Annotated in this window: 9 protein-coding genes; 6 read left to right on the top strand and 3 right to left on the bottom strand. The window is 73.3% G+C overall.

The window, feature by feature from the left end:
* Nucleotides 1–113: aldehyde dehydrogenase family protein (locus NCCP_RS05960; protein ID WP_149956318.1), on the top strand; the 113-nt coding region annotated here is incomplete at its 5' end.
* A gap of 68 nt (nucleotides 114–181) precedes the next feature.
* On the opposite strand, the gene NCCP_RS15430 is transcribed toward NCCP_RS05960, so the two are convergent.
* From NCCP_RS15430 to NCCP_RS05945, 3 genes are read right to left on the bottom strand one after another with little or no spacing between them, the layout of a single operon-like run.
* Nucleotides 182–2,938, bottom strand: a complete 2,757-nt coding sequence (locus NCCP_RS15430) for a transglutaminase TgpA family protein (protein WP_149956317.1) — start codon at nucleotides 2,936–2,938, stop codon at nucleotides 182–184.
* Nucleotides 2,935–4,386 carry a DUF58 domain-containing protein gene (locus NCCP_RS05950; protein WP_149956316.1) on the bottom strand — a complete coding sequence of 484 codons (1,452 nt, stop codon included), beginning with the start codon at nucleotides 4,384–4,386 and terminating at the stop codon, nucleotides 2,935–2,937. Before NCCP_RS05950 ends, NCCP_RS15430 begins: the two co-directional genes overlap by 4 nt.
* A gap of 11 nt (nucleotides 4,387–4,397) precedes the next feature.
* The gene (locus tag NCCP_RS05945) at nucleotides 4,398–5,444 is read right to left on the bottom strand and encodes an AAA family ATPase (RefSeq protein WP_149956315.1); all 1,047 of its coding nucleotides are present in this window, start codon (nucleotides 5,442–5,444) and stop codon (nucleotides 4,398–4,400) included.
* 188 nt (nucleotides 5,445–5,632) lie between these two features.
* Here NCCP_RS05945 and NCCP_RS05940 point away from each other — a divergent pair, with 188 nt between their 5' ends.
* From NCCP_RS05940 to NCCP_RS05920, 5 genes are all read left to right on the top strand, one after another.
* A complete protein-coding gene (locus NCCP_RS05940) occupies nucleotides 5,633–6,610 on the top strand; it encodes a TatD family hydrolase (RefSeq protein ID WP_149956314.1) in 978 nt (325 codons plus the stop codon).
* Nucleotides 6,611–6,987: 377 nt separating this feature from the next.
* Entirely contained in the window at nucleotides 6,988–8,124 is a 1,137-nt protein-coding gene (locus NCCP_RS15515) for a resuscitation-promoting factor (RefSeq protein ID WP_149956313.1), read from the top strand.
* Nucleotides 8,125–8,309: 185 nt separating this feature from the next.
* Nucleotides 8,310–9,242, top strand: coding sequence for a 16S rRNA (adenine(1518)-N(6)/adenine(1519)-N(6))-dimethyltransferase RsmA (rsmA, locus tag NCCP_RS05930; protein ID WP_149956312.1), 933 nt, complete (start codon nucleotides 8,310–8,312; stop codon nucleotides 9,240–9,242).
* Nucleotides 9,242–10,159 carry a 4-(cytidine 5'-diphospho)-2-C-methyl-D-erythritol kinase gene (locus NCCP_RS05925; RefSeq protein WP_149956311.1) on the top strand — a complete coding sequence of 306 codons (918 nt, stop codon included), beginning with the start codon at nucleotides 9,242–9,244 and terminating at the stop codon, nucleotides 10,157–10,159. The genes rsmA and NCCP_RS05925 overlap by 1 nt, the downstream gene beginning before the upstream one ends.
* A gap of 62 nt (nucleotides 10,160–10,221) precedes the next feature.
* Nucleotides 10,222–12,054, top strand: coding sequence for an ABC-F family ATP-binding cassette domain-containing protein (locus NCCP_RS05920; protein ID WP_149956310.1), 1,833 nt, complete (start codon nucleotides 10,222–10,224; stop codon nucleotides 12,052–12,054).
* Nucleotides 12,055–12,118: the final 64 nt, after the last annotated feature.

Here is a 12,118-nt window from a genome sequence, read left to right as displayed (position 1 = left end):
CGTTCGGCGGCGTGAAGCACTCCGGCCTGGGCCGCGAAGGCGGCGCCGAGGGCCTGGACGAATACACCACCGTGCAGTACATCGGCATCAACGACCCCTACGCGGCCCAGTAACACCCAACCCCCAAAGGGGCCGCACCGTAACGGACCACACCGTAACGGACCGCACCGCGAAAGGCCCCTCAGGGCCCGGTTCCACCACGGTGGAACCGGGCCCTGCCCGTCTTCCCGGGGACCGCCTCCCGGGGACCGTTCCCGCCCGCGCGGGAACGGCGCGCCGGAAGGGCAAGGCACGACGCCGGAAACCAGCGGGCACGCATCCGCGCCACAGGCGGCGCGGCCAGGCGCAGGGCCGTGTCCACCTCCGCCAGGGCCCGCACCAGGCTCTGCCCCGGGGCCGGAGGGGCGGCCGTGGGCCGGTCGTAGGCGGCGGACTCCTGGGCCCGGCGCAGCAGGTCCAGCGCACCGGCGGCCTGCGGGACGGCGGATGCCAGGCGCCCGGTGAAGGCGGCGGGGCTCTCGGTGGGGCGCGGACCGCGCCCGTGGTCCCGCCCAAGCGCCACCAGTTCCTGCCAGGCGGCCTCCGTGCCGGATTGCCACCTGACGGGAGCGGGCACCGGGCCCTGCCGCGGCCGGCCCCGGCCCACCCGGCGCACCCCGCCCGCCCCTCTCACTCGGCCCGCCCCGCCCACTGGTCCCGCCCCGCCCACTGGTCCCGCCCCGTCCGCTGGTTCCGCCCCGCCCACCAGGCGCAGCCGCCGGCGGCGCTGTCCCCGGCGAAGCAGCCACGGCAGGAGAAGGACGGTGGCCCCGGCCAGGGCTGCGCCAAGCCACGGCAGGGCCGAGGGCGCGGGCGGTTCCGCCGCAGCCGTTGCCGGGGAGCCGGGGACCCCGGGGGAGGGATCCGGAGCCCCGGCGCTCGGCTCCAGCTCCGGCAGGGACACCGGGAAGTCCCCCAGGGCGGGGTCGGCGGGAGCCGGGGCCGGAGCGTACTCCGGCACCGCTCCGCGCCCCGGGGTGGGTTCGAACGGGACCCACCCCACCCCCGGGAAGTGCAGTTCGGGCCAGGCATGCGCGTTCCGGGCGCCGAGCACGTACCCCGTCAGCACGGTTCCGTCGGGTTCCTCCCGGGTCTGCGGGGTCTTCTGGCCCGGGGCGTAGCCGACGGCGATCCTGCTCGGGATGCCCAGGGTCCGCGCCATCAGTGCCATCGCCGAGGCGTAGTGCACGCAGTAGCCGCTGCGCTGCTCCAGGAAGGCCCCCACAACCTCCAGGCCACCGCCGTCGTACCCCTGCTCCAGCGGGGTCTGCTCCGAGTAGGTGTAGGCGGAGCCGCGGAGGTGGTTCTGCAGGGCAACGGCCTGCTCGTAAGGCGTGGCGGCGTCCGCATCGGACGCCACGCGGGATGCGGTCTCCTCCACGATCCGCGGCAACCCGGCTGGGACCCGGGAGTACTGGGGGGCGGTCCCGCCCAATCGGCCCTGACCGCTGCGTTCCAGGCGGTCGGCGGTGACCGGAGCGGACGCGGAGACCACCCGGTAGGCCTGGTGGGAGCTGGAGGTGCCCGCCAGGGCGTGCAGGGTCGAGGTGGCCGGGGACCAGCCCCACCGTCCCTCAACCCCGGCCACCGAACGTGCCCCCACCGGCAAGGGCAGCCACGGACTGTGGTACTCCCCGGTGGCCACCCGGGTGACGGTGCCTCCGGGGGGGAGCGGTTCCCCCGGGCCGGGCGGCAGGTGCCCGGAACCGCCGGGGACCACGGAACGGCCGGCCGGCTCGTCATCGGGCATCCAGCGGGCGGCGTCCAGGTTGCCGATGACGGCGGTGCGCAGGTACAGCGGCACCTTGGAGTTCGTGTAGTAGGAAACCGGAGCCGGACCGCGGCCGGTGCGCAGGTTGTTGCCCAGGTCCAGCAGCGTGCTGACCCCTGTTTGCCGGCCCAGGGCGTTCAGGCGGGTCCCTTCCGGGAACAATCCGGTGCTGAACCCGGGCAGCAGCGGGGGAACCAGCAGCATGGCGGCCAGTGAAGCGGCGATGATTCCGGCACCGCGCACTGCTCCGGATCCTGCCGCTCCGGATCCTGCCGCTCCGGATCCTGCTGCTCCGGTCCGCATGGTCCCGCCCCGTTCCGGTCCGCCCTGTTCCGGCGCGCCCTCTTCCGGCCCGCCCGGCGGCGGGTGGGGTGGCGTGCGGGGCGGCTGCCCGGCCTCCTCCGGCTGCCCGGCCTCCTCCGGCTGCCCGGCCTCCTCCGGCGGACGGGCGGCGCCCAGCAGCAGCAGGAACGCTGCCGCAGTGGCGGCCAGGGGAACCAGTCCGGCCCCGGAGGCCTTGGCCACCGAGCTGGCGCCGAGCACGGCCACCAGCGGGACCGCCGCCAGGGTGGGCAGGAACAGCCCGAATGCCACCAGGTCCACCATCAGTGCGGCCAGGCCCAGCAGCAGGCAGGTCATGAACACCACCGGACGCTCGGACGACACCGGGGCCGTGTCCGCGGCGGCGGTCCGGTTGGCCTCCACGGCCAGGTCCAGGGCCAGGCGCAGTGTCGTTCCGTCCGGCACCACGCCCCACCATCCCGTGCCGGGGAAGAAGAGCGGGGTCGCGGCCAGGCACAGGCCAAACATCCCCGCCAGGGTGGGCACCGGCACCGGCGCCCTGGCCGCCCGTGCGGCCGCGGACGCGGCGAGCGTGGCACCCACGCACACCGCCGCGGGACCCAGCCACTCCCACCCCGCCAGCACCCCGGAGAGGCTGGTGGCGGCACAGAGCAGCGCCAGCATTGCCGCCGCGCCGCGCCGGGCCTCAGCCCACAACCGGGCCCACCACCGGGCCCCTGCCGGGGCCCGGCCCGGGCGGCCTGCCCGCAGGGGCTCCGGGGGACCGGCGGCGGGTCCCTTTCCTCCCGGGGTGCGGGACGCGGCCGTGGCCGTGGGGCGGCTCACCGGTCCTGCCCCGGATGTGCGCCGTTTCGCGGACGGGTCGGGTTGGGGCGGGGCGGGGCAGGTCTGGCCTGGGCGGGTCGGGTTGGGTCTGGGCGGGCCTGGTCAGGCGGGACGGGGCCCATGTCCAGGGCCAGCCAGGCCTGCTCCAGCGGGAGGGACGGCGGGGCCGCCGCCGCCCTCCAGCCGTTTTCCCGAAAGATCCGTACCGCGGCCGCCGAACCTTCGGGCAGGCCGTCGGCCAGCAGCGCGCTGACCGCCCGGTTGGGGCCCAGGGCGGCCACCCAGGCGCGGGCCGCGGCGCCGTCGAGCCGCCCCGTGAGCAGCACCACCGGCCCGCCTCCGCCCTGCCCGCCTCCGCCCCGCCCGCCGCCTCCGTCCGGACCGCGCACGGGAGGATGTCCCCGGTCGGCCTCGAGGCCAACGGCGGCCAGGACGTGCCGCAGCTCGGCCCCGGCTCCGGCGCCGTTGAACACCGCCCGGCCCGGGTCGGGGGCGCTGGGGGAGGAAGCCGCCAGGGGACCGCCGTACCGGTCCAGCAGTTCCACCGCATACCCGAGCATGGACAGGCTGGCACCGATGCCGGCCGCGGCAGCGACCACCCAGTCGAAGCATGCGGTGGTGGTCCCGGGGGCGCCGGTGAAATGGCCGACCGGTTCCGGCCGGCTGGACGGGGCGGAGCCGGGGGTGAAGGCGGCGGCGCTGCGGTCCAGCACCAGGGTGGCCCGGCGCGGGGCCCGCGGCTGTTCCTGGCGGACCATCAGCCGGCCCCGGCGGGCCGTGGTGGCCCAGTGGACGCGGCGCATCGGGTCCCCTTCCCGGTATTCGCGCGTGGCGGCGTCGTCGCTGTCCGCGGACGCCGTTCCGCGGGCCGCGGTTCCCTCCATCCCGCCGCGCAGGCCCGGCAGCTGGCCCGCATCCACCCGGGGAAGCGGGCCCAAGACGGTCAGGGGGGAAGGCTCCCCGAGGGCCACGGTCCGCCGCGCCAGCCCAAACGGATCGGTCGATTCGACCGTCAGCGGCCCCACCGCGTACAGGCCGCGGCGCGGCGGCCGCAGCCAGTACCGGAAGGTTCCCGGCACCGGGGTGGTGCCGGAAGGGGGCGGACCGGATCCTGGAGGCAGCGTTTCGGTCAACCGGAGCGGACCGCGTGACCCCCGGCGCGCCGGCCGGGGAAAGGGACCCTGTCCGGGAACCGCGGAAGGGGGCGCGACCTCCACCACCACCATGCACTCCCGTCCGGCGACGGCCTGCGGGGTAAAGGAACGGCGCACCTGCAGCCTGGGAAGGCCCACGCGCAGCACCGCGGCAGCCACCAGGGGAGCCGACACCAGGAACACCGCCACGTTGAGCAGTTCCCGCCGGCCCAGCAGCCACGCCAGCACCAGAGTCCCCGCCCCGCACGCCAGCAGTGACCAGCCCCGGGCAGTCAGGAAACGCAGCGCCGCCACTTTTGGCCCCGTCAGCCGCGGGCCCCGGGACGCACGGGGATCCGGGCCAGCAGGGCCGCCACCAGCTCCTCGCCCGTGGTCCCCGCGGCCTCCGCCCGGCGGTGCAGCACCAGCCGGTGGGCCAGGACGGCGGGGGCCACAGCGGCGACGTCGTCCGGCAGCACGAAGCCCCGCCCGTTCAGGGCCGCCTCCGCCTTGGCCGCGCGCAGCAGCTGGAGCAGCGCCCGGGGGCTGGCGCCCAGCCTGATATCCGGGTGCGCGCGGGTGGCCTGCCCCAGGGCCACCACATACTCCTTGACCGGGTCCGCGGCGAACACCGAGCGCACGGCCGCGGCCAGGTCCAGGAGCCCGGCGGCGCCCACCACCGGGCGAACCGCCTCCAGCGGGGAGCCCGACTGGTGCGCCTCCAGCATTGCCAGCTCGGCCCTGGTGTCCGGATAGCCCATGGAGACCCGCGCCATGAAGCGGTCCCGCTGGGCTTCCGGCAGCAGGAAGGTCCCCTCCAGCTCGACCGGGTTCTGCGTGGCGACCACCATGAAGGGGTCCTCCAGCCGCCACGTGGCCCCGTCCACGGACACCTGGTGCTCTTCCATGCATTCCAGCAGGGCCGACTGCGTCTTGGCCGAGGCCCGGTTGATCTCATCCGCGATGACGATGTTGGCGAACACCGGTCCCGGCCGGAACTCGAAGGAGTGCGTGTCCTGGTTGTAGACGGAGACCCCGGTGACATCGGAGGGCAGCAGGTCCGGGGTGAACTGGATACGGCTGACGCTGCAGTCCACGGTGCGGGCCAGTGTCTTGGCCAGCATCGTCTTGCCCACCCCCGGGACGTCCTCGAGCAGCAGGTGGCCCTGGGCGAGCAGCACCGTCAGGGCGGTCCGGGCCACCGCTTCCTTACCGTCAATCACCGTGGCCACCGCGTCGAGGATCCCGCGGCAGGCGCGCTCGAACTCGGCTGTCTCCGGCCCGGCGGCGAACTGCCCGGCGTGCTGTCCTGGGGCGCGCCCTCCGGCGGAGTCCCGGGCGGTCTGCGGCGCGGTCCCGGCGGTGGATTCCATGCGTCCTCCCGGTTCCTTGGGGAAGTGCGGGGTGGGAAGTGCGTGTGGCGGTGCTGCACCCGTGTCGGGTGGTTCCAGACTACCTGCGATTGGCGGGGCGGGGACCACGCGATTTGCCCCTCCGGCCCGGGTAGCCGGCGCGGCGGTACCCTTGGTGGGTTCCCGTAGACCACGAAAGGACCTCTCGCATGTGCCACGGATCGGGCGGGGTTTCCGCCCATGCGCCCGCGGCCGTCCCCGGACTGACGCCTCCTGCCTACGAACGCCCCGTTGAAGGGGCCGACGCCGGCGCGGCACCGTCCGCCGCCCGCGACCCGCGCGACGGCGGCCGGAAGCGCAACCTTGACTATCCGCCCGCTCCCGAGCCGCTCGCGGTGCCCGTCCCGGACAACCACACCCACCTGGACTTCCGCGACGGGCTGGTCGCCGTGGACGTCTCCGATGCCCTGGACGCGGCCAACGCCGTAGGGGTCTCCGGCGTCGTGCAGGTCGGGTGCGACGTCGAGTCCTCGCGTTTTGCGGTCGAGGCCGCCGCGTCCGACCCGCGCGTGCTGGCCGCCGTGGCGCTCCACCCCAACGATGCGCCGCGGTATGCGGCACGGGGCGGGCTGGAGGCGGCGCTGGAGGAAATCGACCGGCTGGCGGCCCACCCGCGCGTGCGCGCCGTGGGCGAAACCGGCCTGGACTACTTCCGCACCGGTCCCGAGGGGGCGGGCGTGCAGGAGCTTTCCTTCCGCCGCCACATCGAGATTGCCCGCACCCGCGGCAAGGCCCTGCAGATCCACGACCGGGATGCCCACGCGGACATTGTCCGGATCCTGGAATCCGAGCAACTGCCGGAGCACGTGGTCTTCCACTGCTTCTCCGGGGACGCCGAGCTGGCCCGGATCTGCAACCGCCACGGGTGGCACATGTCCTTTTCCGGGACCGCGACCTTCAAGAACGCGCAGGACCTGCGCGAGGCGCTCGCCGTGGCGGACCCGGACCTGGTCATGGTGGAAACGGATGCGCCGTTCCTCACACCCCACCCCTATCGCGGCCGGCCCAACGCGTCCTACCTCATCCCGTACACGGTGCGGTCGATGGCGGAGGTCCTGCAGGAGGACCTGGACACGCTGTGCGCGCGGATCGGCGCCACCACCCGCAGGGTCTACGGGGAGTTCTAGCCCTCCCGGACCCCGCCCGCGAGCCGGATCCGGGCGGGGTCCGGGGGAGCACCCGGGCTACGTTCGGGCAACGGAAAGGTCACGGAAAGGCATCTATCCTTCCCCGGAATCTCGCGGATTTTGGGACCTGGGCTTGTCTATTTATTACAGAACGGTTACGGTTGGGGGCTAGTAGCCGGGATCGGGGAAGGTTTCCGGGTATCAAGCCGAGGCCAGCCTCGCGGCGGGACGTCCGGTTCGGGCGGTCCGCCGCAGTCCGGCTGCCCCGGCCTGTGCCAGCAATGACGCCAGCATGGGAGCATCCCGCGTGAGACCCGTCGGGGTTCCCCTCCCATGACGCATCCCCGTGCCCGGGTCAACGCAAAGTTTGGATTCCCGTGCTGCATGCCTTCAAGAACCGCTGGGTGAAAATCGGCGCCCAAGCCACCGTCCTGACCGCCCTGGTCCTGGGCCTCGTCTCCTTTGTCGGGGCCAACAAGACCATCGCAGTGACCGTCGATGGGCAGACGCGAAGCGTCCAGACCTTCGGCTCCACGGTCGCCGACGTCCTCGCCGCCTCCGACATCACGGTCGCCCCCGAGGACGAAGTCACCCCGGCGCTTGAAGCCGGAGTCTCGAACGGTTCCTCCATCGAGGTGAACCGCTCCAAGCAGGTGTCCGTCTCCATCGACGGCGTGGACCGCGTCGTGCACACCACCGGGCTGACCGTGGCCGACGTCCTGGCGCAGCTGGAGGTTGCCGGGGGCTCCGAGGTGTCTGCGGCCGGCCAGCTTGAGCTGGTCTCGCTGAAGACCCCGCTGGAGATCACCACCCCCAAGGAGGTGCGCATTGCCGTTGACGGCAAGGACCGCAAGCTCTCCACCACCGCCGCCACCGTGGCCGACCTGCTGGCCGAGGCGGACATCACCGTCGGCAAGGAGGACGAACTCTCCGCCAAGACCGGCGACGAGGTGGTCGACGGCCTGAAGCTGAAGGTCGTGCGGGTCGAGACCAAGACCAAAACCGAGACCGAGTCCATCGCCGCCGGCACCACCAAGGTCAAGGACCCCAAGCTGGCCAAGGGCACCACCAAGGTCCTTTCCGAGGGCAAGGACGGCGAGCGCAAGCTCACCTACAAGGTCGTGGTCAAGGACGGCAAGGCCGTATCCACCGAGCTGGTGAAGACCGAGGTCCTCACCGAGGCCAAGGATGCCAGGATTGCGGTCGGCACCAAGCAGGCTGCCTCCTCCAGCTCCGGCGGCGGGACCACCGCCGGCGCGGGTGGCGTCTCCGGCGCCTGGGCCGCGCTGGCCAAGTGCGAATCCGGTGGAAACTGGGCCATCAACACCGGCAACGGCTACTACGGCGGACTCCAGTTCAGCCTGAGCAGCTGGCAGGGCGTGGGCGGCACCAAGTACGCCCCGTACCCGCACCAGGCCACTCCTGCGGAGCAGGTTGCCGCCGCGGAGAAGCTGCGCGCCAATGGCGGCTGGGGCCACTGGCCCTCCTGCTCCGCGAAGCTGGGCCTGCGCTAGAACCTGGGTTAGGTGCCTCCGCCAGGGGCGCGGCCGCCCCGCATCCGGGGCTGCAGTGCCCCATGCCGTGCGCCTGTGCCGGGAGCGGCCGGATTTTTCCGGCCGCTCCCGGCACAGGCGCACGGTGCGTACTCCGCTGCGGCGCACCGGCCAAGCCGGGGGGTCCGCTCAACTAGAATTGATTCGTGACTGAAGCCCCGAACACCCCCGCCCCGCTGCTGGGCGCCGCCGATATCCGACGCCTCGCCGGGGAGTTGGACGTTCGGCCCACCAAGACGCTGGGGCAGAACTTCGTGATCGACGGCAACACCATCCGCCGCATTGTCGCGGCCGCGCGCCTGGATCCGGAGGAGACGGTGCTGGAGGTTGGGCCGGGACTCGGGTCGCTGACGCTGGGCCTGCTCGATGCGGCCCGGCGCGTGGTCGCCGTGGAGATCGACCCCAAGCTGGCCGCCCGGCTGCCGCAGACCGTGCGCGAGTTCCGCCCGGAGCGGGCCGACCGGCTGGACGTGGTCCTCTCCGATGCGATGAAGGTGATGGACCTGCCGCACGCGCCCACCGCGCTCGTGGCCAACCTGCCCTACAACGTCGCCGTCCCGGTGGTCCTGCACCTGCTGGAACACTTCCCGAGCCTTCGCCACGGCCTGGTCATGGTCCAGGACGAGGTGGCCGACCGGCTTGCCGCCGGCCCGGGAAGCAAGACCTACGGCGTGCCCTCGGTCAAGGCGGCCTGGTATTCCACCATGCGCAAGGCGGGCGTGATCGGCATGAATGTCTTCTGGCCCGCCCCCAAGATCCATTCCGGCCTGGTCGGGTTTGAGCGCCACGAGCCTCCCGCCACCACGGCAACCCGCGAGCAGGTGTTCGCCGTCATCGACGCCGCGTTCGCCCAGCGCCGCAAGACCCTGCGGGCCGCCCTGGCTGGCTGGGCCGGCGGGGCCGCGCAGGCGGAGGCAGCCCTCGTGGCCGCGGGCGTGGACCCGCAGGCACGCGGGGAAAGGCTCGGCATCGAGGAGTTCGCCCGCATCGCCGCCGCCCATGCCTCGGGCGCCCCGGTGGGGGAGCCGGCCGCGGAGGCCACGGCGCCGGAGGCCGGCTCCGGCTTCGGGGGCGCCTGATGCGTTCGGTCGTGGCCCGCGCCCCGGGCAAGATCAACGTGTACTTCCGGGTCGGACCGCCCCGCGAGGACGGCTACCATTCGGTCGCCAGCCTTTACCTGGCCGTCTCCCTCTACGAGGACGTCGCCGCCAGCGCGCGCACGGACAACGAGATCACTGTGTCGCTGAACCCGGCCTCCACCTCCGTGGTGGACCCGGAGGACTTCCCGCTCGGGGAGGACAACCTGGTGGTCCGGGCGGCGCGCCTGCTCGCCGAGCACACCGGCCACGTCGCCGGCGTCCACCTGGACATCACCAAGCGCGTGCCGGTCGCCGGCGGCATGGGCGGCGGCTCAGCGGACGCGGCGGCCGCGCTGGTGGCCTGCAATGCCCTCTGGGGCACCGGCCTGACGCGCGAGGAGCTGGGCCGCCTCGGGGCCCGGCTCGGGGCGGACGTGCCGTTCGCGCTGTCCGGAGGAGCCGCCGTCGGCCTGGGCGTGGGTGATGAGCTGTTTCCGCTGCTGCTGCGCGGGCGCAGCGACTGGGTCCTGGTGCCCGCCAGCTACGGACTCTCCACCCCGAAGGTCTACGCCATGCTGGACACGCTGCGCCACGGGGTGGACGTGCCCGCCCCGGAGGAGGTCGACCCGGAACTGGTACAGGCGCTGGTCGTCGGGGACCTGGGCCGGGTGGCCGACCTGGCCGCCAACGACCTGACCCCGGCCGCGCTGGCACTGGCGCCCGAGCTGGGGCCGGTGCTGGAGATGGGCGACCGCGCCGGCGCGCTGGCCGAACTCGTTTCCGGGTCCGGCCCGACCGTGGCCATGCTGGTCCGCGACGGCGAGCACGCCAGCCAACTGGCCACCCAACTCCAGGACGAGGCCGGCGTCGACGCCTTCCCCGTCCACGGCCCCGTCCACGGGGCACGCATCCTCTAGCGCGGCTCCCGCCGCCCCGGTGCCGCCCGGCCCGCGTCCTGACCCCCATCGATTGGAACACCATGGCCCACCTGCTCGGCGCGGAGAACGTCTCCGTCGCCTTCGGAACCCGAACCGTGCTCGACGGCGTCAGCCTGGGCCTGGAGGACGGCGACCGCATCGGAATGGTTGGCCGCAACGGAGACGGCAAGTCCACGCTCATGCGCCTGCTGGCCCAGCGGCAGGACCCGGACTCCGGCCGCGTGACCAAGCGCGGCGACGTGGTGGTCGGCTACCTTGACCAGCAGGACGTGCTCGACGGCGACCTCGAGGTCGGCCAGGCGATCGTCGGCGACGCCGCGGACCACGAATGGGCCGCCAACCCCAAGGTCCGCGACGTCATGGGCGGCCTGGTCGGCGAGGTCGACTGGCACGCCCGCGTCAGCAGCCTCTCCGGCGGCCAGCGCCGCCGCGTGGCCCTGGCCAAGCTGCTGATTGGCGACGCCGACGTGATCATGCTCGACGAACCCACCAACCACCTGGACGTCGAGGGCGTCGCCTGGCTCGCGCGGCACCTGAAGCAGCGCTGGCGCGCCAACGAGGCCGGCCTGCTGGTGGTCACCCACGACCGCTGGTTCCTCGACGAGATCTGCACGCGCACCTGGGAGGTCCACGACGGCGTCGTGGACCCGTTCGACGGCGGATACGCCGCCTACGTCCTGGCCCGCGCCGAACGCGACCGCTCGGCCAGCGTGGCCGAGGGCAAGCGCCAGCAGCTGGTCAAGAAGGAGCTCGCCTGGCTGCGCCGCGGCGCCCCCGCCCGCACCTCCAAGCCCAAGTTCCGCATCGAGGCCGCCAACCAGCTGATCTCCGACGTGCCCGCCCCGCGCGACTCCGTGGCCCTGTCCAAGCTGGCCACGGCCCGGCTGGGCAAGGACGTGCTGGACCTGGAGCACGTGAGCCTGGCGTTCGGCACCGGGGCGCCCCTGTTCAACGACATCACCCTTCGCCTGGCCCCGGGGGAGCGGCTCGGCCTGGTCGGGGTCAACGGAGCCGGCAAGTCGACGCTGTTGCGCCTGCTCAACGGAGAGATCGCCCCGACGTCCGGGAGGATCAAGCGCGGTAAGACGGTCAAGACGGCCGTGTTGACCCAGGAGGTGCGCGAACTCGACGAGGTGGCGGACCGCCGGGTAATCGAGGTCATCAAGGACGAGCGCAACGTTTTCCAGGTCGGCGGTAAGGAGGTCTCCGCCGGCCAGCTGGTGGAGCAGCTCGGGTTCACCAACGAGAAGCAGTGGACCACCGTCAGGGAACTCTCCGGCGGCGAGCGCCGCCGCCTGCAGCTGCTGCGCCTGCTGGTGGGCGAACCCAACGTACTGATGCTTGACGAACCCACCAACGACCTGGACACGGACACGCTCGCCGCCGTAGAGGACCTGCTGGACGGCTGGCCGGGCACGCTGGTGGTGGTCTCCCACGACCGTTACCTGCTCGAACGCGTGACCGACCACCAGCTGGCGCTGCTTGGCGACGGGAAGCTGCGCGGCCTGCCCGGCGGCGTGGACCAGTACCTCGAACTGCGCGAAGGCCTGGCCGGGACCCCCGGGCAGGCCGCGAAGACCGGCCCCGCCGCCAAGTCGGGCGGCTTGCCCGGCGGCGATCCCGGGGAAGCGGCGGTTTCCGGGTACTCGGAGGCCCAGAAGCGTGAAGCACGCAAGGAGATCAACCGGATCGACCGCCAGCTGGCCAAGCTGGCCCAGCAGGCGGAGAAGCTGCACGCCCAGATGGCGGCCGCATCCGGGGCGATGAAGCTCGATGAACTTGGCGACCTGAACGCGAAACTGCAGGCGGTCGAGGCGGAGCAGGCCGGCCTTGAGGAGGCCTGGATGGACGCCGCGGAAGTCGCCGAAGACTAGCGGTTTGAGCCCCGCCCAAGTCAGGCGCGGGTCGGGAAGACGCGGCGGCCGGTGGTGCCGGGCG

The sequence above is a fragment of the Zafaria cholistanensis genome, from assembly GCF_008580665.1.
GTDB classification, from domain to species: Bacteria; Actinomycetota; Actinomycetes; order Actinomycetales; family Micrococcaceae; genus Zafaria; species Zafaria cholistanensis.
The sequence above is the reverse complement of the archived record's forward strand: the minus strand, read 5'-3'. Positions and strand labels throughout refer to the sequence as shown.

Excerpts from the sequence above, each read along its gene's own strand:
- NCCP_RS05925 (WP_149956311.1), top strand. The coding sequence starts at position 9,242 with ATGCGTTCGGTCGTGGCCCGCGCCCCGGGCAAGATCAACGTGTACTTC.
- NCCP_RS05940 (WP_149956314.1), top strand. The coding sequence starts at position 5,633 with ATGTGCCACGGATCGGGCGGGGTTTCCGCCCATGCGCCCGCGGCCGTC.
- NCCP_RS05945 (WP_149956315.1), bottom strand. The coding sequence starts at position 5,444 with ATGGAATCCACCGCCGGGACCGCGCCGCAGACCGCCCGGGACTCCGCC.
- NCCP_RS05920 (WP_149956310.1), top strand. The coding sequence starts at position 10,222 with ATGGCCCACCTGCTCGGCGCGGAGAACGTCTCCGTCGCCTTCGGAACC.